27 protein-coding genes are annotated in these 26,438 nt (G+C 65.2%); 16 read left to right on the top strand and 11 right to left on the bottom strand.

The window, feature by feature from the left end; translation table 11 throughout:
- Positions 1–32: 32 nt before the first annotated feature.
- Entirely contained in the window at positions 33–1,934 is a 1,902-nt protein-coding gene (locus tag AKN83_RS19855; protein WP_050402456.1) for a peptidylprolyl isomerase, read from the bottom strand.
- A gap of 240 nt (positions 1,935–2,174) precedes the next feature.
- Here AKN83_RS19855 and tpiA point away from each other — a divergent pair, with 240 nt between their 5' ends.
- Entirely contained in the window at positions 2,175–2,927 is a 753-nt protein-coding gene (tpiA, locus tag AKN83_RS19850) for a triose-phosphate isomerase (RefSeq protein ID WP_050402457.1), read from the top strand.
- 114 nt (positions 2,928–3,041) lie between these two features.
- On the opposite strand, the gene AKN83_RS19845 is transcribed toward tpiA, so the two are convergent.
- Together AKN83_RS19845 and AKN83_RS19840 are read right to left on the bottom strand one after the other, a co-directional pair.
- Entirely contained in the window at positions 3,042–3,572 is a 531-nt protein-coding gene (locus tag AKN83_RS19845) for a GNAT family N-acetyltransferase (protein WP_050402458.1), read from the bottom strand.
- Between the two features lie 3 nt (positions 3,573–3,575).
- The gene (locus tag AKN83_RS19840) at positions 3,576–4,142 is read right to left on the bottom strand and encodes a helix-turn-helix domain-containing protein (protein ID WP_050402459.1); all 567 of its coding nucleotides are present in this window, start codon (positions 4,140–4,142) and stop codon (positions 3,576–3,578) included.
- A 204-nt stretch (positions 4,143–4,346) separates the two neighbouring features.
- On the opposite strand from AKN83_RS19840, the gene secG reads away from it, so the two are divergent.
- Complete coding sequence (secG, locus tag AKN83_RS19835; RefSeq protein WP_050402460.1) at positions 4,347–4,727, top strand: preprotein translocase subunit SecG; 381 nt, start codon at positions 4,347–4,349, stop codon at positions 4,725–4,727.
- A 168-nt stretch (positions 4,728–4,895) separates the two neighbouring features.
- Positions 4,896–6,527, top strand: coding sequence for a CTP synthase (gene pyrG / locus AKN83_RS19830; RefSeq protein ID WP_050402461.1), 1,632 nt, complete (start codon positions 4,896–4,898; stop codon positions 6,525–6,527).
- 19 nt (positions 6,528–6,546) lie between these two features.
- On the opposite strand, the gene AKN83_RS19825 is transcribed toward pyrG, so the two are convergent.
- The 4 genes from AKN83_RS19825 to AKN83_RS19810 all read right to left on the bottom strand — a co-directional run bounded on the left by AKN83_RS19825 (position 6,547) and on the right by AKN83_RS19810 (position 12,253).
- Complete coding sequence (locus tag AKN83_RS19825; protein WP_050402462.1) at positions 6,547–7,209, bottom strand: class I SAM-dependent methyltransferase; 663 nt, start codon at positions 7,207–7,209, stop codon at positions 6,547–6,549.
- Positions 7,210–7,312: 103 nt separating this feature from the next.
- Positions 7,313–8,692 (bottom strand): sensor histidine kinase, encoded by a 1,380-nt coding sequence (locus AKN83_RS19820; RefSeq protein WP_050402463.1) that lies wholly within the window; start codon positions 8,690–8,692, stop codon positions 7,313–7,315.
- Complete coding sequence (locus tag AKN83_RS19815) at positions 8,689–9,363, bottom strand: response regulator transcription factor (RefSeq protein WP_050402464.1); 675 nt, start codon at positions 9,361–9,363, stop codon at positions 8,689–8,691. Before AKN83_RS19815 ends, AKN83_RS19820 begins: the two co-directional genes overlap by 4 nt.
- Positions 9,364–9,493: 130 nt before the next feature.
- Positions 9,494–12,253 carry a DUF3857 domain-containing protein gene (locus AKN83_RS19810; RefSeq protein ID WP_244522030.1) on the bottom strand — a complete coding sequence of 920 codons (2,760 nt, stop codon included), beginning with the start codon at positions 12,251–12,253 and terminating at the stop codon, positions 9,494–9,496.
- A gap of 314 nt (positions 12,254–12,567) precedes the next feature.
- Here AKN83_RS19810 and AKN83_RS19805 point away from each other — a divergent pair, with 314 nt between their 5' ends.
- Entirely contained in the window at positions 12,568–12,894 is a 327-nt protein-coding gene (locus tag AKN83_RS19805) for an NIPSNAP family protein (RefSeq protein ID WP_050402466.1), read from the top strand.
- Positions 12,895–12,943: 49 nt separating this feature from the next.
- Here AKN83_RS19805 and AKN83_RS19800 read toward each other — a convergent pair whose 3' ends face one another.
- Positions 12,944–13,279 (bottom strand): PAAR domain-containing protein, encoded by a 336-nt coding sequence (locus AKN83_RS19800; RefSeq protein WP_050402503.1) that lies wholly within the window; start codon positions 13,277–13,279, stop codon positions 12,944–12,946.
- A 156-nt stretch (positions 13,280–13,435) separates the two neighbouring features.
- Here AKN83_RS19800 and kdsA point away from each other — a divergent pair, with 156 nt between their 5' ends.
- Both kdsA and AKN83_RS19790 read left to right on the top strand, forming a co-directional pair.
- A complete protein-coding gene (kdsA, locus tag AKN83_RS19795) occupies positions 13,436–14,299 on the top strand; it encodes a 3-deoxy-8-phosphooctulonate synthase (protein WP_050402504.1) in 864 nt (287 codons plus the stop codon).
- 15 nt (positions 14,300–14,314) lie between these two features.
- Positions 14,315–15,523 carry an MFS transporter gene (locus tag AKN83_RS19790; protein WP_050402467.1) on the top strand — a complete coding sequence of 403 codons (1,209 nt, stop codon included), beginning with the start codon at positions 14,315–14,317 and terminating at the stop codon, positions 15,521–15,523.
- Position 15,524: 1 nt separating this feature from the next.
- On the opposite strand, the gene AKN83_RS19785 is transcribed toward AKN83_RS19790, so the two are convergent.
- Together AKN83_RS19785 and queF are read right to left on the bottom strand one after the other, a co-directional pair.
- Positions 15,525–16,193, bottom strand: coding sequence for a hypothetical protein (locus tag AKN83_RS19785; protein WP_157113474.1), 669 nt, complete (start codon positions 16,191–16,193; stop codon positions 15,525–15,527).
- A gap of 103 nt (positions 16,194–16,296) precedes the next feature.
- Complete coding sequence (queF, locus tag AKN83_RS19780) at positions 16,297–16,773, bottom strand: preQ(1) synthase (protein ID WP_050402469.1); 477 nt, start codon at positions 16,771–16,773, stop codon at positions 16,297–16,299.
- Positions 16,774–16,895: 122 nt separating this feature from the next.
- On the opposite strand from queF, the gene eno reads away from it, so the two are divergent.
- Both eno and AKN83_RS19770 read left to right on the top strand, forming a co-directional pair.
- Complete coding sequence (eno, locus tag AKN83_RS19775; RefSeq protein WP_050402471.1) at positions 16,896–18,179, top strand: phosphopyruvate hydratase; 1,284 nt, start codon at positions 16,896–16,898, stop codon at positions 18,177–18,179.
- Between the two features lie 49 nt (positions 18,180–18,228).
- On the top strand, positions 18,229–19,368 hold the full coding sequence (locus AKN83_RS19770; RefSeq protein ID WP_050402472.1) for a zinc-binding dehydrogenase: 1,140 nt from the start codon (positions 18,229–18,231) through the stop codon (positions 19,366–19,368).
- Between the two features lie 10 nt (positions 19,369–19,378).
- Here AKN83_RS19770 and AKN83_RS19765 read toward each other — a convergent pair whose 3' ends face one another.
- Complete coding sequence (locus AKN83_RS19765) at positions 19,379–20,494, bottom strand: D-alanine--D-alanine ligase family protein (RefSeq protein WP_050402473.1); 1,116 nt, start codon at positions 20,492–20,494, stop codon at positions 19,379–19,381.
- Between the two features lie 283 nt (positions 20,495–20,777).
- Between AKN83_RS19765 and AKN83_RS19760 the strand changes: the two genes are divergently transcribed.
- From AKN83_RS19760 to AKN83_RS19730, 8 genes are all read left to right on the top strand, one after another.
- Positions 20,778–21,329: an NADPH-dependent FMN reductase gene (locus AKN83_RS19760; protein ID WP_050402474.1), complete on the top strand. Its 552-nt coding sequence runs from the start codon at positions 20,778–20,780 to the stop codon at positions 21,327–21,329.
- 45 nt (positions 21,330–21,374) lie between these two features.
- Positions 21,375–21,692, top strand: coding sequence for an FtsB family cell division protein (locus tag AKN83_RS19755; RefSeq protein ID WP_021079258.1), 318 nt, complete (start codon positions 21,375–21,377; stop codon positions 21,690–21,692).
- A 159-nt stretch (positions 21,693–21,851) separates the two neighbouring features.
- Positions 21,852–22,871: a pyruvate dehydrogenase (acetyl-transferring) E1 component subunit alpha gene (gene pdhA / locus AKN83_RS19750; RefSeq protein ID WP_050402475.1), complete on the top strand. Its 1,020-nt coding sequence runs from the start codon at positions 21,852–21,854 to the stop codon at positions 22,869–22,871.
- Positions 22,872–22,915: 44 nt separating this feature from the next.
- Complete coding sequence (locus tag AKN83_RS19745; RefSeq protein WP_050402476.1) at positions 22,916–24,310, top strand: pyruvate dehydrogenase complex E1 component subunit beta; 1,395 nt, start codon at positions 22,916–22,918, stop codon at positions 24,308–24,310.
- 5 nt (positions 24,311–24,315) lie between these two features.
- Entirely contained in the window at positions 24,316–24,621 is a 306-nt protein-coding gene (locus AKN83_RS19740; RefSeq protein WP_050402477.1) for a DUF5076 domain-containing protein, read from the top strand.
- A 2-nt stretch (positions 24,622–24,623) separates the two neighbouring features.
- On the top strand, positions 24,624–26,006 hold the full coding sequence (locus AKN83_RS19735) for a pyruvate dehydrogenase complex dihydrolipoamide acetyltransferase (RefSeq protein WP_050402478.1): 1,383 nt from the start codon (positions 24,624–24,626) through the stop codon (positions 26,004–26,006).
- A 12-nt stretch (positions 26,007–26,018) separates the two neighbouring features.
- Positions 26,019–26,195 carry a hypothetical protein gene (locus AKN83_RS40610; protein WP_172803583.1) on the top strand — a complete coding sequence of 59 codons (177 nt, stop codon included), beginning with the start codon at positions 26,019–26,021 and terminating at the stop codon, positions 26,193–26,195.
- Positions 26,196–26,438 (top strand): hypothetical protein, encoded by a 243-nt coding sequence (locus AKN83_RS19730; RefSeq protein WP_050402479.1) that lies wholly within the window; start codon positions 26,196–26,198, stop codon positions 26,436–26,438.

Genomic DNA, 26,438 nt, shown 5'->3' with positions numbered 1-26,438 from the left:
CGCAGCGCGTCGTCGCGCTGTCCCGATCATGCTCAATTATTCGCGCCTGTCACCTGTGCGAAGGCTGCCTGGTTGACGGTCACACCGATGTCGGTCTCGATCTTCGCGACATATTGCGCGACCTGCTCGTCGCTCAGCGAGCGCCGCAGCGCCTCGGTGAGCTGCTTGACCTCGTTGGAGGCGAAGTCGACCGGGGGCACCGTCACATCGGTGACGCGGAACACCACCCACTGGCTGCCACCGGCGGCCGAGGTCTGCCCGTCGCCGTCCTTGGCGGTGCGGAATGCGGCGGCGATCACGCCGGCCGGCACGTTGGGCAGCGTGGCCTCGCGGCGGAAGTTCGCGGCCGTCTCGACCTTGACGCCGGCCGCGGCGGCCTCGTCGGCGAGCTTGGCGCCGCCGTCGAGCTTCTGGACGATCTCGGTCGCCTTGGCGCGCAGCTTGGCGGAGATCTGGTCCTCACGCCACTTGGCCTCGACCTGGTCGCGGACCTCGTCGAGGGTGCGCTCGCGCGACGGCGTGATGCCGAGCACGTCGTACCAGACATAGCCGTTGTTGAACTGGATCGGGTCGTTGTCGACGCCGACGTCGCTGTTGAAGGCCTGCGACACCACGTCGAGGCCGCGCGGGATGTTCGAGGCGACCTGGCCGTTCGGCAGACGCCCCGAACGATCGACGGCGTCGATGGTAACGGCGGTCAGCTTCAATTTTTGCGCGGCGTCGAGGACGCTCGAGCCGCCGCCGCGCTCGTCTTCCATCTTGTCGCGGAGCTCGGCGACCTTGGCGCGGGCGCGCTCGGTCGCGATCTCGTTCTTGACCTGCTGCGCCAGGCTCTCGTAGGTCGGGGTCACGCCCGGTTCGATCTTGCCGACCTTGACCAGCGCCACGCCGAAGCGGCCCTGCACCGGCTGGCTGACTTCGCCCGCGGGCAGGGAGAAGGCGGCGTCGCCGACGGCCGGATCGAGGATCGCAGACTTCGCGACCAGGCCGAGATTGACGTCGGCGGGATTGAGCTTGCGCTCCTTGGCGATGTCGTCGAACGAGGTGCCCGAGGTGATGCGGGCGCGGGCAGCCTGTGCCTCACCGGCGTCCGGAAACACGATCTGCGAGACCTCGCGCTTCTCCGGCGTGCTGAGCCGGTCCTTGCGCTCCTCGAAGATCTTCCTGGCATCCTCGTCGGACACGGTCTCCCACTTGCCGATTTCTTCCGGCGTGATCGCGACGAAAGCGATCTTGCGGTACTCGGGCGCGCGGAACTGGACCTTGTGGTCCTCGAAATAGGCGGCGAGCGCCTCGGGCGAGGGGGGATCGATGGTGCCGGCCTGCGCGGCGCCGAGCGTGACGAAGTCGATCGAGCGCTGCTCGTTCTGGAAACGGGTCAGCGCCTCGACCATCGATTTGGTCGGCTCGATCCCGGACGAGATGGTGCCGGCGATCTGCCGCCGCAGGCCGACGCGGCGCTGCTCGGCAATGTAGCGACCCTCGGTGTAGCCGAAGTTGCGGATCACGGACTGGAAGCGCTGCGGATCGAACTGGCCGTTGAGGCCCTTGAAGTTCGGATCGTTGTAGATCGTGCGCAGCACCTCGGCATCGGACTGGTTGAGGCCCATGCGGCGCGCTTCCTCGTCGAGCGCGGCTTCCGCCAGCGTCTGCTGCAGCACCTGGCGGTCAATCCCGAAGGCGCGCGCCTGCTCCGGGGTCAGCGGACGGCCGAACTGGCGACCGAGCTGCTGCAGACGGTCGGTATAGATCTGGCGGAACTGCTCAGCCGAAATCTCGGTGCCGCCCACCTTGGCGAAGGTCGACTGGCCAAATCCCCTGAAAATGTCGGCAATGCCCCAAATTCCGAAACTGATGATCAAAACGCCCATCACGACGGCCATAATCGTCTTGCCGAGCCAGTTTGATGAGGCTTTCCGCATTCCTCGAAGCATGGGTCCAACTTGTTTTGCAGGTGGGGAACCGGTTCGTGCCCAAGAGGGAGCAAAGGTCGGGACCTTTTGTCCAGCAACAGGGCGTCACCAAATTGAAAACGCTTATAAAGTGGCTCGTCTCCCCCCGCAACCTCGGGCGCGCGGGCGGAAGCGTCGCACGGCAGGCGCGAAGCCGCGCTCTGGAAGTCGCCGCCCGGCTCTGGTAGCGCAAGACGACGCTTGAATGATGGGAAATCCGACATGACCGACGCCATCCGGCCGCTGATCGCCGGCAACTGGAAAATGAACGGCCTGAAATCCTCTTTCGCCGAGTTCGACGCGATGCTGACCGGCGCCGGCGACGTCGCGGGCAAGGCCGATCTCCTGGTCTGCCCGCCGGCGACACTGGTCGCGGCCTTTGCCGACAAGGCGCGCGGCTCGAAGGTCGCCGTCGGTGCTCAGGATTGTCACCCGAAGGCGTCGGGCGCCCACACCGGCGACCTCTCGGCCGAAATGTTCAAGGACCTCGGCGCGGTCGCCATCATCGTCGGCCATTCCGAACGGCGCGCCGATCACGGCGAGACCGATGCCTTGATTCGGCAGAAGGCGGAGGCGGTCTGGCGCGCCGGCCTGACCGCGATCGTCTGCATCGGCGAGACACGCGAGCAGCGCGACGTCGGCAAGACGCTCGATGTCTGCGGCACCCAGCTCAAATGCTCGTTGCCCGACGGCGCGACCGCGGCCAATCTGGTGGTGGCCTATGAGCCGGTCTGGGCGATCGGCACCGGCCTGACCCCGACCGCCAGGGATGTCGAGGAAGTTCACAGGTTTATCCGTGGTCAGCTCACCGATCGCTTCAAGAGCGAGGGAAGCCGGATCAGGATCCTCTATGGCGGCTCCGTGAAGCCGTCGAACGCCGCCGAGCTGATGGCCGTCGCCAATGTCAACGGCGCACTGGTCGGCGGCGCCAGTCTCAAGGCGGCAGACTTTCTAGCGATCGCGGCGTGCTGTTAGGTGGGGGACGGCGCTCCGCCAAGTCATTACGAGCGAAGCGAAGCAATCCATTTCACCGCATATGCGGATCGATGGATTGCTTCGTCGCTTCGCTCCTCGCAATGACGCCTCGGGCTACGCCGCCGCCGCGCCTATCCGCTTCCAGTAGATCAGCGTCCCGGTGAGGCCGCCATGCGGCTTCAGCGCGTATTCCGGGATGATGCCGCTGAGTTGAAAACCCTGTTTCTCGTAAAGCGGCGCGGCGCCGTCGTCGACGGCCGTGTCGAGCACCAGCAGCGTGCGTCCGTGCGCGATCGCCAGCTGCTCGGCTGCGCGCAGCAACGCCGTCGCGACGCCGCGGTTGCGATGGCTCAGGCGCGTCATCATCTTGGCGATCTCGGCGCGGTGCGGCTGGTTCGGCGGCAGCTTCAGCAGCAGCGTCACGGTGCCGATCAGGTTTTCGCCGTCGAACGCACCGAGCACGACCCGCTCGCCGCGCGCGGCGGCGCCGAGCGAGTCCTGCCAGAATGCATCGGCGTCCTCCGGCGACAGTGGATGCATGAAGCTGACGGAGCCGCCGCTGGCGACGGTCTCGATCAACAGATCGCCGAGCGCGCTGCGGATCTGAGGTTCGTCAGTGAGCGGCTTGATGGCGAATTGCGACATGCATCAGCTCCGGGCCAGAGCGACCACGTAGGTGCAGCCGGCGTTGGTTTCGTTGGCGAATGTAGTCTCAGCGGGCGGGCCGAAGCCGAGGCAATCGCCGCTCGCCAGCTCATGGCGCGCGCCGCCCTCGGTGATGACGAGGCTGCCGCTCAGCACCCAGACCAGTTGGCGGATATGGGCGTAGGACGAGGCGGGCAGCGTCACGGATTGCTTCGGCGGCATGTCCACCCGCACCAGCTCGACCGGATGATCGGGACGGCTGAACACCTGGCGGCGCAGATAGTCGGTTTCCGGATCGCGCCAGACCGGCTGGGTCGCGGCGCGCGACAGCCGTTCGCCCTGGCCTTCGGCGCGCAACATCAGCCCGGCCAACGTGAGATCGAAAGCCGAGGCGAGGCGCACCAGCACGACTGCGGTCGGGCTGGCCTCGGCGCGCTCGATCTTGCTGATGGTTGCCTTGGAGACGCCGGAACGCTCGGCGAGCTCGGCCAGCGACCAGCCCCGGTCATCGCGCTCGAGCCGGATCCGCTGTGCCAGGCGCTGGCTGAAATCGTCTACCAAAGTATCCATTTGTCTACTATAATGGAACGTCTCTATTCCAATCAAGGCTCGGCCTGATGCAATCGGCACGGCTTGTGATGTCGGCCATTGCGACTATCTCGGGGGTGACAATGCCCGGTCCGATCGTGTAACAGGGCGCGACTTCACGAAAACCCGCAAAGCCGATAGCGCCGTTTGTCTGGCTGCTTGGCGGCTTGTGACGGAAGGCTTGCGATGCAGACTGTCGTTATCATTGTTCATCTCATGATCGTCTCCGTCATGATCGGCGCCGTGCTGTTGCAGAAATCCGAAGGCGGCGGCCTCGGCATGGGCGGCGGCGCCGGCTTCATGTCGAGCCGCGGCACCGCGAACCTGCTGACGCGGACCACCGCGATCCTCGCGGTCGGCTTCTTCGTGACCAGCCTGTTCCTGTCCTGGTACGCGGGCTACGACCGCAAGCCGAGTTCGATCATCGGCACCGGCGCACCGGCACAGACCCAGCCGGCCGGTGGCGCGCCGCTGACGCCTCCGACCTCCGGCGGCATCCTCGATTCGCTGAAGAAGACCGACGAGCAGCAGGCTCCGAGCGGCCCGCAGGCACCACGGTCGCAATAAAAGCAGGGTGGCCATGCAGCATGCTGCGCTGGCATCCTGCATCCAAAACCCCCATTAATGCTCTGAAATCGCTATCAGTTTAACGTAACCCACAGCCCGATGATTTGTTTGCCGGGAACAGCCGATTCGTTTTGCGAATCGCAGGAAGCGGCTTAAAGGTAAAGTCCCATGGCGCGGTACATATTCATCACCGGCGGCGTGGTCTCCTCGCTCGGCAAGGGTCTGGCTTCAGCGGCGCTCGGCGCTTTGCTGCAGGCTAGGGGCTACAAGGTCCGTCTTCGCAAGCTCGATCCCTATCTCAACCTCGATCCCGGAACGATGTCGCCGTATCAGCACGGCGAAGTGTTCGTGACCGATGACGGCGCCGAGACCGATCTCGATCTCGGCCATTACGAGCGTTTCACCGGTCGTCCGGCCACCAAGGCCGACAACATCACGACCGGGCGCATCTACCAGGACATCATCACCAAGGAGCGCCGCGGCGACTATCTCGGCGCCACCATCCAGGTGGTCCCGCACGTCACCAACGCGATCAAGGAATTCGTGCTTGATGGCAACGACGAGTACGATTTCGTGCTGGTCGAGATCGGCGGCACGGTCGGCGACATCGAGGGCCTGCCGTTCTTCGAGGCGATCCGCCAGCTCAAGAACGAGCTGCCGCGCGATCACGCCGTCTACATTCACCTGACGCTTCTGCCGTACATTCCAAGTGCCGGCGAACTCAAGACAAAGCCGACGCAGCACTCGGTGAAGGAGCTGCGCTCGATCGGCATTCAGCCGGACATCCTGCTGTGCCGCACCGACCGTGAAATCCCCAAGGAAGAGCGGCGCAAGCTCGGCCTGTTCTGTAACGTGCGCGAGAGCGCTGTGATCGAGGCACGCGACGTCGACAACATCTACGCCGTGCCGGAGGCCTATCATGCCGCCGGCCTCGACGACGAGGTGCTGGCCGCGTTCGGCATCACGGCGAAGATTCCGCCGGCGCTGCAGAGCTGGAACGTCATCAACGAGCGCGTCCGCAATCCGGAAGGCGCGGTGACGATCGCGATCGTCGGCAAGTACACCGGCATGAAGGACGCCTACAAATCGCTGATCGAGGCGCTCTCGCATGGCGGCATCGCCAACAAGGTGAAGGTCAATCTCGACTGGATCGAGAGCGAGGTGTTCGAGAACGAGGACCCGGCGCCGTTCCTCGAGCACGTCAACGGCATCCTGGTGCCCGGCGGCTTCGGCCAGCGCGGCGCCGAGGGCAAGATCCGCGCGGCGCAGTTCGCGCGCGAGCGCGACGTGCCGTATTTCGGCATCTGCTTCGGCATGCAGATGGCGGTGATCGAGGCGGCGCGCAATCTGGTCGGCATCGAGGAGGCCAACTCGACCGAGTTCGGCCCGACCAAGGAGCCGCTGGTCGGCCTGATGACCGAATGGCTGCGCGGCAACGAGCTCGAGAAGCGCTCGCAGAGCGGCGACCTCGGCGGCACCATGCGGCTCGGGGCCTATCCCGCGGCACTGAACCGCGGCAGCCGCGTCTCGCAGGTCTATGGCGGTGCGACCGAGATCTCCGAGCGGCATCGTCACCGCTACGAGGTCAACACCGCCTACAAGGACCGCCTCGAGCAGCACGGCCTGCGCTTCTCCGGCATGTCGCCGGACGGCGTGCTGCCCGAGATCGTCGAGTACGAGGACCATCCCTGGTTCATCGGCGTCCAGTTCCACCCCGAGCTTAAGTCGCGGCCCTTCGAGCCGCATCCGCTGTTTGCGTCCTTCATCGAGGCCGCGGCGAAGCAGAGCAGGCTGGTGTAAGCGGCCTAAAGCTGCGCCATCACACGGCGCAGTCCTCGCTGGCCCTGCGGTCCTTTTTGATTGGCGAGACACCTGCATCGGCCGCTGGGGTGACGTCGCGCGTGATCAGCTTGTATTGCGGGCGTCGCGTCAGCCGGTAGACCGCGGCCGGCGGTACGTTAAGCAGCGCGCGATCGACCAGCGTGGCGCGCAGGCCGAGCCGGTCGAGGATCGGCCGCGGCACCGGGCAGCGCATGCCGTAGGTGAATTGATAGAACGCGCCGCCGGGACGCATGTAGCTGAAGGCGCCGCTGACGATCGAGATCACCTTGCGCGGCGACATGTTGAGCAACGGCAGTCCGCTCACCACGGCGCCGACCGGCGCGCCCTCATACAGCCGTTCCGAGGCGAGCCGCGCGGCGTCCATCCACAGCACGCGCGCGCCGGGGAAGCGGAGCTGCAGCAGCCGCATGAAATCGGAGCCGTATTCGATCAGCGTGAGATCCTGCTGGCGCACGCCGCGTTTCAGCAGCTGATAGGTGAAGGCCCCCGTGCCAGGACCGAGCTCGAGCACCGGACCGGTGCTGGCGCTGATGTCGCGCGTGATCAGTTCGGCGAGCGCTGCGCCCGAGGGCGCGATGGCGCCGACGCGGCCGGGAGCTGCCATCCACGCCGTGAAGAAAGACAGGAGATCATGTGACATTGGGATTCCCAGCAAAGTGTCGACGCGCCCCGACTCGATTGCGAAGCGTGACGCCTTGTTTGCGGGAGCTGCATTGCGACAACATTGCGCAACATTGCGCGCATCACGATACGAGCGGCGCCGGCGATAACGTGAGACGGAAGCTCGCGCCGCCCTTCGGTCCGTCAAGCACGGAGACATGACCGCCGTGCAGTCTTGCAATCTCGCGTACCATGTTGAGTCCGAGGCCGGCGCCGCGATCGAGCGGCGCAAGCCGATAGAACGGATCGAAGATCCGCGTGCGCTCATCCTTCGGGATGCCGTCGCCTTCATCTGACACGTCGACTGTCGCGGCGCTGCCGACATGGATGGTGATGGTGCCGCGGCGGCCGCCATGCTGGATGGCGTTCTGCACGAGATTGGTCAGCGCGCGCTCGAGCGCAGCGCGGTCGCCCAGCGTTTCGACCCGGTCGGTTGCGGTATCGAGCGACAATTCGTAACCGGCTGCGATCGCGAGCGGCGCGAGATCGGCCGCAACCGTACGCGCGACCGCCACGAGATCGACGCGGCCGAACGGATTGCGGCAATGATCGAAGCGCTGGATGTCGAGCAGCTGCTCGGCGAGCGTCGCAAGCCGCGCTGAATCCTCGAGCAGCCGGGTTTTCTCAGGTCCCGGCGGCAGCGACTCCAGCCGCGTGTTGAGGATCGCGATCGGCGTGCGCAATTCGTGCGCAGCATCGGCGACGAAGCGTTGATGGCGCGAATAGCCGTCGTCGAGCCGCTTCAGCGCATCGTTGACGGCGGTCACGAGTGGAGCGACTTCGAGCGGCAGATGGTCCGACGACAGCCGACTGCCGCGCTGACGGAAATCGATCCGGCGGGCTTCGTCGGCCGCGGTGTCGAGGCCGGCGAGGGCGCGCTTCACCACCATCGGCGTTGCGATGAACGTGGCGCACGCCATCAGGAAAAGGCCGGGCAGGGCTATGGCAAGGAATGCCAGCGTCGTGGCGAGTGCCGTCCTGACGCTCGACGTCGGCCCTTGCGTGGCTGTGAGCACCTGTACGGGGCCAGCGTCGGAATTGACGCGCTTCATTCGCGCAGGCGGTTTGCGCGGATCGTCCTCGAACATCTGCCAGCCGAGCCTGGCCTGGCTGATCTGGTCGAGTGCATCACCGATCCTGGCAAATTCGGGCGGCACGACGCCTTCCGACAGCGAATGGCCTTGCCGGTCGCGCACCAGGAACCAGAGGTCGGGCGTGTTCTCGCGAAGCTGCTTGAGTTCGGCCGTCGCGCGCAATGCGAGGTTGCCCTCGCCATCGCGTCCGATCGCACCCTGCACGATGGATATGACGTGATCCTCATCACGCGGAACGATCAGGAAACCGGTGGCACACAGCGCGCCGATCAGGCAAACGATCAGCATCGCCAGCAGGGCGGCCTGCATCGTCACCAGCCACCAGCTCAGCTTCGAGCGCAGGCAGTAGTGATCGGCCGCTTCGCTCATGACACCTGCTTCAGCAGGTAGCCGACGCCGCGGATGCTGTGGATCTCGACGCCGGCATCCGAGTCTGCAAGCTTGCGCCTGAGACGCGAGACGTGGGCATCGAGCGCATTGGACTGGATCTCATCCTCGAAATTGTAGACGGCCTCCTCGAGCGTCGCGCGCAGCACGGTGCGGCCCATGCGGCGCAGCAGCGTCTCCAGCACCAGCAGCTCGCGCCGTGGCAGGTCGAGCGGGCGGCCATTGACGCTGGCCTCGCGATGGCTGCAATCGAACGCCATCCGGCCGGCCTTGATGATCTCAAGCTGCAGGCCGGCGGGACGGCGCAGCACGGCGCGCAGCCGCGCCAACAGCTCCTCGACCGCGAACGGCTTGGCCAGATAGTCGTCGGCGCCGCTGTCGAGGCCGGTGATGCGGTCGGCAAGATCGCCTCGTGCGGTCAGCACGATGATCGGAACTCCGTCGGCCTTGGCGCGCAGCTTCGGGATCAGCGTGAGGCCGTCGCCGTCGGGCAGCTGACGGTCGAGCAGGACAGCGCCGTGCACGTCGGCGGAAATCGCTTCCTCGGCCTCGGCAAGGTTCGGCACGTGGTCGACGACCATGTCGTAGCCCTTCAGCGCCTGTGACAGCGCCGCCGCCATTTCGGCCTCGTCTTCGACCAGCAATATCCGCATGTCGCCAAATCCCGGTTTCAAGCCGTTGGTTCTAGGGGCAGCAACATTGCAGCAACATTGCGGGTGCCGCGCCACAGCTTGCAGTATCGGGGTGTGGTGCGCCGCCCGGGAACGCTACTCGGCCTCGAAATCAGTGGGCGACCGCTCCGGGCTTGGCCGAGGTTGTCGCGCCCAGCTTCTTCAAACGGTCGAGCTCGAACGCCGCGCAGTCGTTCTCGACGTAGTCGATCACACCGATATCGCGTGTCTTCTGAAAGAACGCCTGCGCCTGAATGGTGTCGCCGAGCGCGAGGTTGCGCAGGCCGATATAGAAATATGCTTCGGCCAGTGCCATCTGGCGCTCGTCGCCGGCCTTCTTCTCGAGCGATTTGAGCATGTCGTCCGGCGACATCAGGCCCGCCAGCATGGCGAGGCCGGCACGCGGCCATTCACCTTGCGCCTCAGTCGCGGCGCGCTTGACCATGTCGTCGGGGATCGGCCTGCCAAGGCGGCCGTAGGTCCCGATCAGCCACATGTCGCTGTAGAGTCGGGCTTCGCGGTCGCCGAGTTCGCTCGCCTTGGCGAAGTCCTCGATGGCCTCCTGCATCCGGCCGGCATAGACCCGCGAGACGCCGCGCCAGCGGAATGCGATGCCGTCGGCGCCGCCGCCCAGCGCGATCGCATTGGAGTAGTCGGTCACGCTCTTGTCGAACTGTCCCAACCGGAAATAGACGCTGGCGCGGCACGTCAGGATGTTCGGGGCGGTCGGCGCGAGGCGCACGGCAGTGTTGGTGTCCTGCAGGGCCTCGTCGACGCGGTCGAGGTCGGCCTTGGCATGGCCGCGCAGGCAATAGCTATTGGCCAGATCGCCGCCGGTCAGCTTGCCGCCATCGATGCTCTCGGTCGTCTTCTTGATGATCTCCTCGTGCTGCTCGTGGAGGCGGTGCGCGATATCCGCCTTGGCTGCATTGTTGTTGAGCATCGCCTTGTTGACCGCAAAGGCGCCGCCGATCGCCTTGTTGAGCGAACGGAGGTCCTCGGCATAGCCGGGGTAGTCCGCCGGATCGACCGACGGCTGCAGCGTCTTCAGCTCGACGGTCTTCCTGGCGTTGCTGCCGCGAAAATATTCGGTGACCGTGGCGTTGAAATACTTGTTGGAGATGGCGTGTTCGCGCGGGTCGATGCTGGCGCTGACCTGCTCGGGAAAGCTCATTTCGAAACTGTATTTGCCGTGAAACGGGAAGCCTGGAATCCGCAGCGGCGTGGTGCGGTTTGCCGATTGCGAGGCGATCAGAACATTCTGCATGTTGTCCAGCGCGTAGCTGACGACCCAACTCGCTTCCACCTCCGTGGCGAGCTTCGGAATCCGGTAATGCGCCGAGATCGAAAGCTCGTTCTTCACGGTGTCGTTCTGCACCACCGGCTCGCCCACCAGCGTCGCGCCGGGATAACGGCGTTCCAGGGCATCTCTGACGAACCTGGAGGTCTGCTCGCGCGATGCCCGTTCAAGCACGACACGGAGTTGCTCGGCGCCCAGCCCGCGCCAGACGCGCCGGACGTCGAGCTGGCCCTCTTCACCGAACTTGGCCAGCGTCGCGCGCTCGGTGATTTCATTGCCGACGACATCGCCGGTATCGGCAGGAACGCGCGAGACGGCATCGGTCCCGCGTGCGGCGACGAGGACTTGGACGCCGGCATGCGCCTGGCCCGCGCGGTCGAGCTCGCCATGCTGTCCGAGCCGCGTCGGGTCGAGGAAATAGGACTTGCCGCCGACCGTGGCCTCGACGATGGCATGATCGAAGAACTGCGGGCTGGGCAGCATTTTCTCCAGTCCGCCGTGGCGCCCGATCTGCAGCAGCACGGGCCGGCTCTTGATGCCGAGCTCGTGCAGCAGGGTAACCAGCAACAGCGACTTGTCCTTGCAGTCGCCGTAGCGGCGCCGCAAAACCTCGTCGGGCAGGGTTGGCCGGTGCGAGCTCTCGCCGAGCGCGACCGAGAAATAGCGGATCTGGGATTGCACGAACTCGAGCGCCGCCATGGCGCGGGCCGGCTCGGACGGCAGCGCCTTGATCCGCTTCACGACGTCCTGAAACTCACCGTCCTTTGGCGCGGTCGCCTCGAACAGGTTGCTTGCCCAGGCAGCGACATCACTCCAGCTCGCAAACTCGGTGAATTGCACGAAGCGAAGCCCGAAGAAATCGGGCGGCGCCATCGTCTCTGCAGCAAATCCCGGCAATGGCTGCTGGTCGAAGCTGACGCGCCGAAATCCGTCGCGTACGGTCTCGGTGGGGGTGAGGGGCGGCAGCGGCCGGTCGCCGACCACGCGCCAGGCGATCGATCGGTCGGTTGGATAATTCAGAACGACTCGCCGTCGCAGCGTCGGCACGCTCTGGTCCCACGGCGCCGCGCCGAAAGCCTTGCCGCCGAACACCGGATTCTGACCGGAGCTCGTATAGGCGATCTCGAGTGTGTCGCCGACGCGCAGATCGTCGATCAGGATGGAGGCAGTCACCCGGCCGCTATAGACGCCCCGCTCGAGATCCTGCTCGCGCTGCAGGAAGCGGATGTTGGACGTCAGCGTCCGATCGAACTGTTCCTGCCCGCGATAGATGCGGATCGTGTGAAGCCGGACATGCTCATATTCGGGGGCGAATGCGATCGAAAGGCGCCCGGCCGCTGTCAGTGCTGCGGCATCGTTGATCTGCATCGAACGTCGGAAGTAGAGCTCGGAAGTTTTTCCAAGCCGGTACTGACTGTCGGCGAGACGGATGACCACCGGCAATGATGCCGTCTTGGGGACTTCCGGGATCGGCAGTTGCTCGACCCAGTCCGGCACCGGATCGCCCAGGGTAAACGCATCCTTGCCGAGTTGGACTTCCTTGAGCCCGTTACCGGTCGCCTGTTGGGCCACGGCGCCGTGACATCCCAAATGACATCCGAGTGCAGCCGCCAGCAACAAGCCAGCGCGCAACCATCGCATGAGATACATTCGCCACCTCGTTCACTTAGGAGTTGTATAGATGATGGCGGACGGGCCGGCAATTATTGCAGGCGGCCAAGTTTGTCGACGAGGTGAAGCTGGTGTGAAGGTGTGCAGCGCCGGCGGATGGGCCATGCTGGCGCGGAGGGGCTGAACCACGTCAATTTGACTTGGCGATTTTGACTTGACCCGGATTTGTTGTCAGAACCTGCACCTTTCGCGAACACGATCTGGGAGTATCGCCGATGATCTACGAGACCCGCGTCTATCGCTGCCTGCCGGGCCGGCTGCCGGCACTGCTCAAGCGCTTCGAGACCATCACGCTCAAGCTCTGGGACAAGCACGGCATCAGGCAGGCCGGCTTCTTCACGACGCTGGTCGGCGAATCCAATCAGGACCTGACCTATCTGCTCGCCTGGGAGTCACTCGCCGAGCGGGAAAAGAAATGGACCGCGTTCACGACCGATCCGGAATGGATCACCGCGCGCGCCAAGACCGAGGAGGACGGCCAGATCGTCCTCACCATCGAAAACCAGTTGTTGGTGCCGACGTCGTTCTCAGCGGTCAAGTGATGCGGGTGTGATCGGGGCGCGGCGGCGAGATCTCGCCGCGCCCGGGCGCCTATTGCGCGCAGCCCGAGGTCTGGTCGCCTTCGCGGACCATCGGCTTGCCGTTGATGAAGACGCCGTGGCTGCCCGAGGTCGTTTTGCCGCCGCAATGGGTGCGATCGCCCATCACCACCGCCGGCTTGCCGTTGATCAGGACATTGGGCACGCCTTCGACCAATGGGCCGCCATTGCTGGTGGTGTCGCCGCTGCGCGCTGCCGGCTTGCCGTTGATGGTGACACCGGTGGCTCCGCTGGTGACGACGCCGGGCTGGCTGCTGGTCTGGCCGTATGCCAGACCTGACATCACCGACAGTCCGGCCATGACTCCGATCATCAGCGAGATGCGCATTTCGTCCTCATTGGGAATCTGTTCCACGCCAATCTATAGGAGCGGTTGGGGCGGGATTGTGATAGCACGGCGCACCCACGGCGTCAGCGCAACCCCCTCATCGTGCGGGATGGCTTGATCCCTCCCGCGTCGGACTGCATGGTCGCCGGAAAAAGGATGCACATTTTGACCAATCAGGTTTCCGCGCAAGCCGCGCCGATCGTTACGGTCGGACCGGCCAAATTCGGCAACGCCTTGCCCATCTCGATCATCGCAGGTCCCTGCCAGCTCGAAAGCCGCGCGCACGCGCTTGAGGTGGCCTCCGCGCTGAAGGAGATCGCGGGGAGGCTCAAGATCGGTCTGGTGTACAAGACCTCGTTCGACAAGGCGAACCGCACCAGCGCGTCGGCCGCGCGCGGCATCGGGCTGAAGCAGGCACTCCCGATCTTCGCCGAGATCCGCTCGTCGCTCGGGCTGCCGGTGCTGACCGACGTCCATGAACCGGACCAGTGCGCGGAAGCGGCACAGGCGGTCGACGTGCTGCAGATCCCGGCCTTCCTGTGCCGGCAGACCGATCTCCTGCTGGCGGCGGCGGCGACCGGCAAGGTCGTCAACGTCAAGAAGGGCCAGTTCCTGGCACCGTGGGACATGGCCAATGTAGTCAGCAAGATCACCGGCGCCGGCAACGCCAATGTGCTGGTCACCGAGCGCGGCGCATCGTTCGGCTACAACACGCTGGTGTCGGACATGCGCGCGCTGCCGATCCTGGCGCGCACGACAGGCGCGCCCGTGATCTTCGACGCCACCCATTCGGTACAGCAGCCGGGCGGCAAGGGGACTTCGTCCGGCGGCGAGCGCGAATTCGTGCCGGTGCTGGCGCGCGCCGCGGTCGCGGTCGGCGTCGCCGGCGTGTTCATCGAAACTCATCCCGATCCGGACCACGCGCCGTCGGACGGTCCGAACATGGTGCCGCTCCGCGACTTCGAAGCCCTCGTCAAGCGCCTGATGCAGTTCGACGCGCTCGCCAAGACCGCAGCCTGACAGGGTGACGACGACATGACCGCAAAGAGCGGCATGCCGCCGGTTCTCAACGTCATCACGCTGGCGACATTCGCGGCGAGCCTGTCGGTGCGCGCGCTCGATCCGGTACTGCCGCATGTCGCCGAGGATTTCGGTGTCAGCATCGCGACCGCGGCGAGCTTTGCCGCGGTATTCGCCTTCACCTTCGCAATCATCCAGCCGGCGATCGGCGCCGCCGCCGATCTGTTCGGCAAGGCGCGTCTGATGACGATCTGCCTCGGACTGCTCGGGGTCGCCAGCATCCTCGGCGCGCTCTCGACCTCGTTTCCGATGCTGTTCGTGACCCGCATCCTCGCCGGCATCGGCTCCGGCGGCGTGTTTCCGGTTGCGCTCTCGCTGACCAGCGATCTCGTCGGCCCCGACAAGCGGCAGCTCGCGATCGGACGGACGCTGGCCGGCTCGATGACCGGCAATCTGCTCGGAGCCACGGCCTCCGGCCTGATCGGCGATTTCCTCGGCTGGCGCGGCGTGCTCGCGGTGCTCGGCGGCCTCGTGATCGTCGTCGCACTTGCGGTTGCCGCCGGCTTCCGCGGCGCCGCGCTGAACCGTCCGCCGCGCACCAGCCTGAAGGCGCTGCGCCACGGCTATCGCACCATCTTCACCAATCCGAACGCGCGCATCTGCTATTCGGCGGTCTTCATCGAAGGCTGCTGCGTGCTCGGGCTGTTTCCCTTCATCGCCTCGTTCCTGTTCGAACTCGGCGAGACCTCGCTGTCGATCGCCGGCATCGTGATCGCGGGCTTTGCAATCGGCGGATTGCTCTACACGCTGACGGTCTCGCGGCTGCTGCCGTGGATCGGCGTCAAGGGCATGATGATCATCGGCGCAACGCTGGTCGGCATGCAACTCGCCGGCGCCGCCTTCGGGCTGCACTGGAAGCTGCAGATGGCGAGCCTTCTGGTGATGGGCCTCGGCTTCTACATGATCCACGGCTGCCTGCAGGTGTTCGCCAGCGAGCTGTCGGTCGAAGCGCGTGCCACCGCGTTGTCGCTGCACTCGTTCTTCTTCTTCATGGGCCAGACCGTCGGCCCGATCGCCTATGGTTTTGGGCTGCAACACGCCGGCAAGACCACGACGCTCGTCTCAGCCGCCGCCGTGATGGTGGTGCTCGGATTTATCTGCGCGAGATTTTTGAAGCAGACGCGGCCCGCGGATGCTGCCGCGCGGCCGGACGTCGAGGCGTAGCTCAGGAGGGCGGCAAGGAACGGCCGGACTGCACAGCAAGGACCTCGGTCGCCCTTTCCGTCAGACATTGCTCAGCATAGTGCAGGGCCGCGGCGGAGCGCTCCAAGCGGACCCGGCCAACGTCGATGTCGGGACCAAGCGCAAGGGCCTCGATGATGTACTGTCCCGCCATACGAACGCCCTTACTGATCTCGTCCAGAGCGAGGATGCAGTCGCGCTGCCGAGCTAGACCGTCCTCGGTTGCGGGCGTCGATTTTTGCGCGATGGCGAGTTGCGCCGCCGTTCGAAGGGTCAACCGGCTGAAGACGCCGCAGAGCTGCTGCACGTGCTCCGACGAGTCGAAGCCGTTGAATAGCGCCATGATCTGCGCATTCCAGGAGACGAGTTCAGCGAGAGCCTTCGTCACGGCGCGCGCGCCCGCCTCGGTGAAAGCGAAGGTGCTTGCCACGTTAGCCATGGACGGATCATCGACCGTGATCCGGTTTGCCCAACCTGCACCTTCCATCTGCGACCACAACGCGTCATTGGGACTTCCGACTCCGGTGATCATGACGCTTCCGGGGCGCGCCGCCGCCCCTTCATTGACGGACAGATCGCCCGGCGAAAGGGTCGCTAGCCAAAAGCGAAGTTGACGGGCGTTGAAGTTAGCCGAGTTGGAACTGTCATTCACGTGTGGCCTGCGGGTTGTATGAGAAGGTGCACACGACCCTAGCAAAGCAGGCTTGAAGCGAGGGTAAAGGTCAGATTTTGATTTGTGTGCTTACCGCGAACGTCTAACCCCGCCCGCGATACGACGCGACACCTTGGTCCGGAACCCAGATGCCCTTCGGCAGCCGGCCGGTCTGGAAGAACACGTCGATCGGGATGCCGCCGCGCGGATACCAGTAGCCGCCGATGCGGAGCCATTTCGGCTTGATCTCGTCTGAGATCCGCCGGCCGATCATGACCGTGCAATCCTCATGGAAAGCGCCGTGGTTGCGGAAGCTCGCAGCGAACAGTTTCAGCGATTTGGATTCCAGGAGCCAGCGGCCCGGCACATAGTCGATCACCAGATGCGCGAAATCCGGTTGGCCCGTCACCGGGCAGATCGAGGTGAATTCCGGCACCGTGAAACGGACCAGATAATCGGTACCAGCCTGCGGGTTGGGCACGCGGTCGAGCTTCGCCTTCTCGGGCGCATCGGGCCATTCCACCGCACGGCCGAGTTGCAGGCCGGGGGAGGTCGTTGATTTGCTGGATTTCTTCGCCATTGGGGGTCTCCGTGGCGCTCTCATAGCCAATGCCGGGGGGCTCGTCACCCGGCCTTTTCCCCCTCGATGCATTGCGCTAGAAGCACCGCCATCCGACCCCCTCACTGCCATAAGAGGCTCTCATGACTGACATCGTCGACATCATCGGCCGCGAAATCCTTGATAGCCGCGGCAATCCCACCGTCGAGGTCGATGTGGTGCTGGAGGATGGGTCAATCGGTCGCGCGGCGGTGCCGTCGGGCGCCTCCACCGGCGCGCATGAGGCGGTCGAACTGCGCGATGGCGACAAGTCGCGTTATCTCGGCAAGGGCGTGCAGAAGGCGGTCGCCGCCATCAACGGCGAGATCTTCGAGGCGCTCAGCGACCAGGCCGTCGAGGAGCAGGTCGCGATCGACCAGATCATGATCGATCTCGACGGCACGCCGAACAAGAGCCGGCTCGGGGCCAACGCCATCCTCGGCGTCTCGCTGGCCTGCGCCAAGGCCGCCGCCGAATCCTTCGACATGCCGCTGTATCGTTATGTCGGCGGCACCTCGGCGCGGACGCTGCCGGTGCCGATGATGAACATCATCAATGGCGGCGTGCATGCCGACAATCCGATCGACTTCCAGGAATTCATGATCCTGCCGGTCGGCGCCACCTCGTTCGCCGAAGCGCTGCGCTGCGGTTCGGAAATCTTCCACACGCTGCGCGGCGAGCTGAAGAAGGCCGGCCACAACACCAATGTCGGCGACGAGGGCGGCTTCGCGCCGAACCTGCCGTCCGCCGATGCGGCGCTCGAATTCGTCATGAACGCGATCGGCAAGGCCGGCTACAAGGCGGGCGACGACGTCGTGCTCGGCCTCGACTGTGCCTCCACCGAATTCTTCAAGGACGGCGCCTACGTCTATGGCGGCGAGAACAAGACCCGCTCGCGTTCGGAGCAGGTGAAGTATCTCGCCGATCTCGTCGGCCGCTATCCGATCGTCACCATCGAGGACGGCATGTCGGAAGACGACATGGACGGCTGGAAGGAATTGACGGATGCGATCGGCAACAAGTGCCAGCTGGTCGGCGACGATCTGTTCGTCACCAACGTCACGCGGCTTGCCGACGGCATCAAGAACGGCCGCGGCAATTCGATCCTGGTCAAGGTCAACCAGATCGGCACGCTGACCGAGACGCTTGCGGCGATCGAGATGGCCTACAAGGCCGGCTATACCGCCGTGATGTCGCATCGCTCCGGCGAAACCGAGGATTCCACGATCGCCGATCTCGCGGTCGCCACCAATTGCGGGCAGATCAAGACCGGCTCGCTGGCGCGCTCCGACCGCACCGCCAAGTACAACCAGCTGCTGCGCATCGAGCAGCAGCTCGGCACGCAGGCGAAATACGCGGGCAGGGCGGCCTTGAAGGCGCTGGGCTAGCGCCCCAACTGATCGGGAACTGAACAAGACGCAAAAAAGGGAGGTCGGGATGAGTGACGGCAAGAGCGGTCTGCAGCTGCGTTCGCTGCTCAAGAAGGATGGCGAACTGGAGATATCGCTGGTCAATGTCCCGACCCCCGAGCCCGGTCCCGACGAGGTCGTGGTCCGGGTCGAGGCGACCCCGATCAATCCATCCGACCTCGGGCTCCTGATCGGCCCGGCCAACATGGCGGCGGCAAAGGTCTCCGGCAGCAAGGAATTGCCTGTAGTGACCGCGCGCGTGCCGGAGGCGGCATTGCCTGGCCTTGCCGCGCGGCTCGACGAGTCGATGCCGGTCGGCAATGAAGGCGCCGGCGTCGTGATCAGGACCGGCTCGTCGGACGCGGCGAAGGCGCTGATGGGCAAGACGGTCGCGATGATCGGCGGTGCGATGTATGCGCAGTATCGCACCCTGCGCGTCAACGAATGCCTGCCGCTGCCCGACGGCACCACGCCGGCGGAAGGCGCATCCTGCTTCGTCAACCCGCTGACCGCGCTCGGCATGACCGAGACGATGCGGCGCGAGGGGCACAAGGCACTGGTGCACACGGCGGCGGCGTCCAATCTCGGCCAGATGCTCAACAGGATCTGCCTCAAGGACGGCATCGGCCTCGTCAACATCGTGCGCAACAAGGAGCAGGCCGAGATCCTACACAAGATCGGCGCCACGCATGTCGTCGATTCCAGCGCGCCGGATTTCATGGACAAGCTCACCAGCGCGCTGGTCGAAACCGGCGCGACCATCGCTTTCGATGCGATCGGCGGCGGCAAGCTCGCGGGCCAGATTCTGGTCGCCATGGAGACCGCGATCAACAAGTCCGCCAAGGTCTACAGCCGCTACGGCTCGAACGTGCACAAGCAGGTCTACGTCTATGGCAGCCTCGATACCCGCGAGATCGAGCTCCCGCGCGGCTTCGGCATGGCCTGGGGCATCGGCGGCTGGCTGCTGTTTCCGTTCCTGATGAAGATCGGTCCGGAGGCTGGCAACAAGCTGCGCCAGCGCGTGGTCGCCGAGTTGAAGACGACGTTCGCCAGCCACTACACCAAGGTGGTGTCGCTGCAGGAGGCCCTGCAGCTCGACAACATCGCGGTCTACGGCAAGCGCGCCACCGGGGAGAAATTCCTGATCAATCCGAACAAGGGCGCGTAACGCGCCCTCGTTACTCGCGCTCGAATGCCAGCTTCCTGGAGCGCTTGTGGCGCTCCAGGGCGTGGCCGATCAAGACATCCATCAATTCGGACTGCGGCAGGCCGCTGGCTTCCCACAGCCGCGGATACATGCTGATGTTGGTGAAACCGGGCAGGGTGTTCGCCTCGTTCACGAACGCCTGCTCGCCGTGCAGGAAGAAGTCGATCCGCGCCATGCCTTCGCAGCCGAGCACGGCGAACGTCTTGATCGCTAGCTCCCTGATGGTTTCGGCGACGGCAGCCGGCACGTTGGCCGGCACCTGTAGCAGCGCGCCATCCGCATCGAGATACTTGGCGTCGTAAGAATAGAAGCCGTGCCTGTCGGACGGAACGATCTCGCCAAGCTGGGAGGCGCGAATGCTGCCCGCGGCATCCTCGAGCACGGAGCACTCGACCTCGCGGATCGGCGCGACACCGCGCTCGATCAGGATCTTGCTGTCGAAGCGGAATGCCAGTCTGCAGCCGGCCTCGAACTCCTCCGCGGTGCGCGCTTTCGAGACGCCGACCGACGATCCCATGTTGGCAGGCTTGACGAAGACCTCCTGCGACCCGAGGGCGCTGACCGCGTCGTCATAGCCGATGGGCGCCGCGGCCGACATCGCGACAAAGGGGACGATCGGCAATCCCGCCTCCCGCATCAGACGCTTGGCGACGTCCTTGTCCATGCCCGCCGCCGAGCCCATCACGCGCGAGCCGACATAGGCGACGTCGGACAATTCCAGCGCACCCTGCACCGTGCCGTCCTCACCATTCGGTCCATGCAGCACCGGGAAGACGACGTCGAACGCCGGCAATTCCGCAGGCCCCGCCGCCGGTCCCTGGAGCACCACGACGCGGCCCTGTCCGCCCGGCAGCAAAGCGAGTTGCGGCGCCTGGTCCGGAATGGTTAGTACGCCGCTCCGGGTGCCGGCGCCGTTTCCCGCGTCGGTGACGACCCAGCGGCCGTCGCGGGTGATGCCGATCGCCGTGGCGTCATAGCGATCCGGGTCGAGTGAACGAAGCACGTTGGCCGCCGACGCCCGCGAGACGTCATGTTCGGCCGATCGCCCGCCGAACAGAATTGCAACCCGGATCTTGCGCTCTGCCATCAGCTGCTCTCCGGTCGGCTAGACGCTGCGTGGAATCGGTACATTATGTTTCGAGGAACGTGTCGACAATTTGCCGCCGGTTGCTCCGGACGCAGCTTGCCGGCGGAATGACGTTGTCCGGCGGCGAAATGCCGGCGCTTGCGCGGCGCAGCCTCAGGGCCGTTCGTCCAAGACTCGCGAACGCTGCGTTTCCGGAATTGAGTGATCCATGCACTTGCATCTTTCTTGGCATGCCGGTAGTGGAGTGCACCAGTGTTACGCGCAACCCGAGGGGATTTTTGCAATGGCCTATAACATCGTCGCCATCGTCGGCAGCATCCGCAAGCAGAGCTTCTCGCTCAAGATCGCCAATGCGCTGGCCAAGCTCGCACCGGCCTCGCTGAAGCTCGATGTGACGACCCTCGAGGGCATTTCCTTCTTCAACCAGGACCTCGAGGCGGCGCCGCCGGCGGACTGGCTCGCCTTCCGCGAGAAGCTGCAGAAGTCGAACGGCGTGCTGTTCGTCACCCCCGAATACAACCGCTCGATCCCGGGCGTGCTGAAGAATGCGATCGACGTCGCCTCGCGGCCGTACGGCAAGAGCTCGTTCATCGGCAAGCCGGTCGGCATCATCTCCAACTCGCCGGGCCCGCTGGGCGGTGTCAGCGCGGCGAAGCACCTGCAGAACATCCTGCCGGGTATTTCCGGCCCGATCCTCGGTCAGCCGGAAACCTATCTCAATGGCATCGGCGATGCCTTCGACGAAAAGGGCGAACTGACCAAGGAGTCGCTCAGGACCGTGTTGCAGCAGTACCTCGATGCCTTCGCGGCCTTCGTCGCGAAGCAGAACGGCTGATCCAAATTTAGCGTTCCTTAACCCCATGGCCGCATCTTCGCGGCCATGGTTTCCCGCACGCGCCTCAAATCGATTCTGACCGGGCTCGCCCTCTACACGCTGGCAGCGCTGATGGTCGGCTATTTCGGCGTCAACGCCTACACCGGCAAATATGGTCTGAACGCGCGGCAGGAGCTCGATCAGGAAATTATCGCGCTGACCTCGGAGTTGGCGCGGCTGAAGAAGGAGCGGGCCGAGGGCGAGCAGCGGGTGTCGCTGCTGCGGTCGGATCGGGTCGATCCCGACATGCTGGACGAGCGTGCGCGCTTCCAGCTCGACTACGCCAACCCGCGCGATCTGGTTCGGATCAACAAGTCGAACTGAGGCGTTCGCAAATTTCAAAAACGTTCGCGCACTATCACAAAAGTGTCGCGCCGCGCTGCAGTGCGGCATAGCAAAATTCCACCGGGCGAACGCAATCCTTCCAAGGCGATTTGAGTTGGGTTAGAGAGGGTTCTCCGACTTCTCTCACCCGGAATTGCCATGGCCACACCCAAGAAAACCGCCGCAAAGGAATCAGGGCAGGAGAAGGCTGGCTCTCCCGCCGAATTCAGCAAGGAGCAGGAGCTCAAGGCACTGCGCGACATGCTCCTGATCCGGCGCTTCGAGGAGAAGGCCGGTCAGCTCTACGGCATGGGTGCGATCGGCGGCTTCTGCCATCTCTATATCGGCCAGGAAGCGGTCGTGGTCGGCATGCAGATGGCGTTGAAGCCGGGCGACGAAGTCATAACGGGCTACCGTGACCACGGCCACATGCTGGCGTGCGACATGGAAGCCAAGGGCGTGATGGCGGAACTGACCGGACGCCGCGGCGGCTATTCCCGCGGCAAGGGCGGCTCCATGCACATGTTCAGCAAGGAGAAGCACTTCTACGGCGGTCACGGAATCGTGGGCGCGCAGGTGTCGCTCGGCACCGGCCTTGCGTTCGCCAATCGCTATCGGGGCAACGACAACGTCAGCGTGACCTATTTCGGCGACGGCGCGGCCAACCAGGGTCAGGTCTACGAAAGCTTCAACATGGCGGAGCTGTGGAAGCTGCCGGTGATCTACGTCATCGAGAACAATCGCTATGCGATGGGCACCGCGGTGTCGCGCGCCTCGGCGCAGCAGGACTTCTCCAAGCGCGGCGTGTCCTTCAACATTCCCGGCAAGCAGGTCGACGGGATGGACGTGCGCGCAGTCAAGGCCGCGGCCGATGAGGCCACGGCATGGTGCCGCGGCGGCAACGGTCCGATCATCCTGGAGATGCAGACCTACCGCTATCGCGGCCACTCGATGTCGGATCCGGCGAAGTATCGGACGCGCGAGGAGGTCGAGAAGGTCCGCCACGACCAGGACCCGATCGAGCAGGTGCGCAACCGTCTGTTGGCGACGGGCGTGAGCGAGCAGGACCTGAAGGCGATCGACGCCGAGGTGCGCGAGATCGTCAACGAAGCCGCCGATTTCGCGCAGCACGATCCCGAGCCGGATCCGTCCGAGCTCTACACCGACGTCTACCGCTGACCCACCCGCGCAGAAGAATCTCAAGACCGATTTCGGGAGCTGATATGCCCATTCAAGTGCTGATGCCTGCGCTGTCGCCCACCATGGAGAAGGGCAACCTCGCCAAATGGCTGAAAAAGGAAGGCGAGACCATCAAGTCCGGTGACGTCATCGCCGAGATCGAGACCGACAAGGCGACGATGGAGGTCGAGGCGACCGACGAGGGCACGCTCGGCAAGATCCTGATTCCGGAAGGCACCGCCGACGTCGCGGTGAACACGCCGATCGCCACCATCCTGGCCGACGGCGAAAGCGCCGCCGACCTCGCCGAGGCGCCGGCCGCACCGGCGCCGCAGCCGAAGGCCGCGGATGCTCCTGCTGAGGAAGCCAAAGCGGAAGCGCCACAGCCCGCGGCGAAGACGCCGGCCGCGCCGGTCAGCGAAGCATTGCCCGATCCGGAAATTCCGGCGGGGACCGAGATGGTCACGCAGACCATTCGCGAGGCCCTGCGCGATGCGATGGCCGAGGAAATGCGGCGCGACGGCGACGTCTTCATCATGGGCGAAGAGGTCGCCGAGTATCAGGGCGCCTACAAGGTGACGCAGGGCCTGTTGCAGGAGTTTGGCGCCCGGCGCGTGATCGACACTCCGATCACCGAGCACGGCTTTGCCGGCGTCGGCGTCGGCGCGGCGATGGCCGGGCTGAAGCCGATCGTCGAGTTCATGACCTGGAACTTCGCGATGCAGGCGATCGACCAGATCATCAACTCCGCCGCCAAGACGCTGTACATGTCCGGCGGCCAGATGGGCTGCTCGATCGTGTTCCGCGGCCCGAACGGCGCCGCCGCGCGCGTCGCCGCCCAGCACAGCCAGGACTACGCGGCCTGGTACTCGCAGATCCCGGGCCTCAAGGTGATCGCGCCGTACTCGGCCGCCGACTACAAGGGCCTGCTCAAGGCCGCGATCCGCGATCCTAATCCTGTGGTCTTCCTCGAGAACGAGATGCTGTACGGCCACACCGGCGAGGTGCCGAAGCTGCCCGATTTCGTAATTCCGATCGGCAAGGCCCGCATTGCCCGCGCCGGCAAGGACGTCACCATCGTGTCCTGGGCGATGGGCATGTCCTATGCGCTGAAGGCCGCCGATGAACTCGCCAAGGAAGGCATCGAGGCCGAAGTGATTGATCTGCGCACCATCCGTCCGATGGACACCGAGACGATCATCAACTCGGTAAAGAAGACCGGCCGTGCAGTCACGGTGGAGGAGGGATGGCAGCAGAGCGGCGTCGGCTCCGAGGTCGCCGCGCGCATCATGGAGCACGCTTTCGATTATCTCGACGCGCCGGTCGCGCGCGTCTCAGGCAAGGACGTGCCGATGCCTTACGCGGCCAATCTCGAAAAGCTCGCTCTGCCCTCCGTCGCCGAGGTGGTCGCGGCCGCCAAGGCCGTGTCCTACCGGTAACGCCGATGGCCGGTCCCAAGGAGCAGCCACTGCCGCCTGACGTGATGGGCCGCGACGACGCCATCGAGGTGCTGCGCGCCTTCGTCGTCGACGGCGGCCTGTCGATCGCGTTCCAGCGCGCCTTCGAGGAGCCGGACATGTGGGGGCTGATGCTCGTCGACATCGCCCGCCACGCTGCGCGCGCCTATTCGCGCGAAAGCGAGTTCACTGAAGACGAGGCGCTCGCGCGCATCGTCGAGATGTTCGAAGCCGAAATCGCCCGGCCGACCGACATGGGCCAAACCAAACCGCGGTCGCAACAAGGTCACTGACAATGCCGATCAATATTCTCATGCCCGCGCTGTCGCCGACGATGGAAAAGGGCAATCTCGCCAAGTGGCTCAAGAAAGAGGGCGACAAGGTCAAGTCCGGCGACGTGATCGCGGAGATCGAGACCGACAAGGCAACGATGGAAGTCGAGGCGGTCGACGAAGGCACGATCGCCAGGATCCTGGTGCCCGAAGGCACCCAGGACGTGCCGGTCAACGACGTCATCGCCGTGATGGCCGGCGACGGCGAGGATGTGAAGGCGGCGGCCAGCGCCGGAGCCGGCGCTGCACCCGCGGCCAAGCCCGCCGAGGCCCCGAAGCCCGCTGCCGCCACCCCCGCTGCGGCTCCAGCACCGGCGGCTGCGCCGGCGCCCAAGCCGGCTATTGCCCCCGCAGCGGCGCAGCAGGCCGCGGCACCGGCCGCGCAGGCCAATGGCCACGCCCGTGTGTTCTCTTCACCGTTGGCACGGCGCCTCGCAAAGGAAGCCGGCATCGATCTCGGACGCATCACCGGCACCGGTCCGCACGGCCGCGTCATCGCCCGCGACGTCGACGACGCCAAGTCCGGCAAGGGCCTGAAGGCGCCGGCGGCTGCGCCGGCTGCCGCGGGGCCGAGCATCGCACCCCAGGGCGCGGTTGCGCCCGGGATGTCCGACAAGCAGATCCTGGCGCTGTTCGAGCCGGGCTCCTATGAAGTCGTGCCGCATGACGGCATGCGCCGCACCATCGCACAGCGTCTCACCGCCTCGGTGCAGAACGTTCCGCACTTCTATCTGACGATCGACTGCGACATCGGCAAGCTGCTCGCCGCGCGCGAGGAGATCAACGCGGCCGCGCCGAAGGACAAGGAGAAGAAGCCGCTCTACAAGATCTCGGTCAACGACTTCGTCATCAAGGCGATGGCGGTCGCGCTGCAGAAGATCCCGAACTGCAACGTCAGCTGGACCGAAGGCGGCATGCTCAAGCACAAGCATTCCGACGTCGGCGTCGCCGTGGCGATGCCGGGCGGCCTGATCACGCCGATCATCCGCAAGGCCGAGACCAAGACGCTCTCGACCATCTCCAACGAGATGAAGGATTTTGCCGCGCGCGCCCGTGCCCGCAAGCTGAAGCCGGAAGAATACCAGGGCGGCACCACCGCGGTGTCGAACCTCGGCATGTACGGCATCAACCACTTCACCGCGGTGATCAACCCGCCGCATGCTTCGATCCTCGCGGTCGGTACCTCGGAGGAGCGTCCTGTGGTGCGTGGCGGCAAGATCGAGATCGCCAACATGATGAGTGTCACCCTGTCGTGCGATCATCGCGCGATCGACGGCGCGCTCGGCGCCGAGCTGATCGGCGCCTTCAGGCAGCTGATCGAAAACCCCGTGATGATGATGGTGTGACGGGCATCCGCCATGTACGCGATGTCAGGTCCGTACGTTCTGCTCGCAGCTATCGCCCTCGCGTTGCTCGTCGCGGTCAACCGCGACCTGATATCGACGTTCCAGTTCCGCTTGATGATGATCGGCGCAGGCGTGCTGGCGCTGGCGTGGACCGTGTTCCTCGGTGCGGTATGGCAGGAGTACCGATGAATGGTCGGCTCGGCTCGCACGCGCTGGCCCTGGGTCTCGCTGCTGCTGTCGGCCGTACTGCTGTTCAATCCGGTCGGGTTGGATCTCCTGCACTCCGCGTTCTTCGCCGGCGAACAGCTGGCGCGGAACATCGCCCAGCCGATCGTGCCGACCGCCCTGGCCATCATGGTCCTGGCGTTCGGGCTCGAATGGCTGGTCAGGTCGTTGATCGCAAGAAGCCGCGGGCGCGGCGCCACACATTGA

The organism is Bradyrhizobium embrapense, from assembly GCF_001189235.2.
In the GTDB taxonomy this organism is placed as follows: domain Bacteria; phylum Pseudomonadota; class Alphaproteobacteria; order Rhizobiales; family Xanthobacteraceae; genus Bradyrhizobium; species Bradyrhizobium embrapense.
Note: the sequence above shows the minus strand (reverse complement) of the source record. Positions and strands in the feature narration are given on the sequence as shown.

Bases quoted from the DNA above. Each gene is read 5' to 3' on its own strand.
- AKN83_RS19855 (WP_050402456.1), bottom strand. From the start codon at position 1,934: ATGCTTCGAGGAATGCGGAAAGCCTCATCAAACTGGCTCGGCAAGACG.
- tpiA (WP_050402457.1), top strand. From the start codon at position 2,175: ATGACCGACGCCATCCGGCCGCTGATCGCCGGCAACTGGAAAATGAAC.
- AKN83_RS19845 (WP_050402458.1), bottom strand. From the start codon at position 3,572: ATGTCGCAATTCGCCATCAAGCCGCTCACTGACGAACCTCAGATCCGC.
- AKN83_RS19840 (WP_050402459.1), bottom strand. From the start codon at position 4,142: ATGGATACTTTGGTAGACGATTTCAGCCAGCGCCTGGCACAGCGGATC.
- secG (WP_050402460.1), top strand. From the start codon at position 4,347: ATGCAGACTGTCGTTATCATTGTTCATCTCATGATCGTCTCCGTCATG.
- pyrG (WP_050402461.1), top strand. From the start codon at position 4,896: ATGGCGCGGTACATATTCATCACCGGCGGCGTGGTCTCCTCGCTCGGC.
- AKN83_RS19825 (WP_050402462.1), bottom strand. From the start codon at position 7,209: ATGTCACATGATCTCCTGTCTTTCTTCACGGCGTGGATGGCAGCTCCC.
- AKN83_RS19820 (WP_050402463.1), bottom strand. From the start codon at position 8,692: ATGAGCGAAGCGGCCGATCACTACTGCCTGCGCTCGAAGCTGAGCTGG.
- AKN83_RS19815 (WP_050402464.1), bottom strand. From the start codon at position 9,363: ATGCGGATATTGCTGGTCGAAGACGAGGCCGAAATGGCGGCGGCGCTG.
- AKN83_RS19805 (WP_050402466.1), top strand. From the start codon at position 12,568: ATGATCTACGAGACCCGCGTCTATCGCTGCCTGCCGGGCCGGCTGCCG.
- AKN83_RS19800 (WP_050402503.1), bottom strand. From the start codon at position 13,279: ATGCGCATCTCGCTGATGATCGGAGTCATGGCCGGACTGTCGGTGATG.
- kdsA (WP_050402504.1), top strand. From the start codon at position 13,436: ATGCACATTTTGACCAATCAGGTTTCCGCGCAAGCCGCGCCGATCGTT.
- AKN83_RS19790 (WP_050402467.1), top strand. From the start codon at position 14,315: ATGACCGCAAAGAGCGGCATGCCGCCGGTTCTCAACGTCATCACGCTG.
- queF (WP_050402469.1), bottom strand. From the start codon at position 16,773: ATGGCGAAGAAATCCAGCAAATCAACGACCTCCCCCGGCCTGCAACTC.
- eno (WP_050402471.1), top strand. From the start codon at position 16,896: ATGACTGACATCGTCGACATCATCGGCCGCGAAATCCTTGATAGCCGC.
- AKN83_RS19770 (WP_050402472.1), top strand. From the start codon at position 18,229: ATGAGTGACGGCAAGAGCGGTCTGCAGCTGCGTTCGCTGCTCAAGAAG.
- AKN83_RS19765 (WP_050402473.1), bottom strand. From the start codon at position 20,494: ATGGCAGAGCGCAAGATCCGGGTTGCAATTCTGTTCGGCGGGCGATCG.
- AKN83_RS19760 (WP_050402474.1), top strand. From the start codon at position 20,778: ATGGCCTATAACATCGTCGCCATCGTCGGCAGCATCCGCAAGCAGAGC.
- AKN83_RS19755 (WP_021079258.1), top strand. From the start codon at position 21,375: ATGGTTTCCCGCACGCGCCTCAAATCGATTCTGACCGGGCTCGCCCTC.
- pdhA (WP_050402475.1), top strand. From the start codon at position 21,852: ATGGCCACACCCAAGAAAACCGCCGCAAAGGAATCAGGGCAGGAGAAG.
- AKN83_RS19745 (WP_050402476.1), top strand. From the start codon at position 22,916: ATGCCCATTCAAGTGCTGATGCCTGCGCTGTCGCCCACCATGGAGAAG.
- AKN83_RS19740 (WP_050402477.1), top strand. From the start codon at position 24,316: ATGGCCGGTCCCAAGGAGCAGCCACTGCCGCCTGACGTGATGGGCCGC.
- AKN83_RS19735 (WP_050402478.1), top strand. From the start codon at position 24,624: ATGCCGATCAATATTCTCATGCCCGCGCTGTCGCCGACGATGGAAAAG.
- AKN83_RS40610 (WP_172803583.1), top strand. From the start codon at position 26,019: ATGTACGCGATGTCAGGTCCGTACGTTCTGCTCGCAGCTATCGCCCTC.
- AKN83_RS19730 (WP_050402479.1), top strand. From the start codon at position 26,196: ATGGTCGGCTCGGCTCGCACGCGCTGGCCCTGGGTCTCGCTGCTGCTG.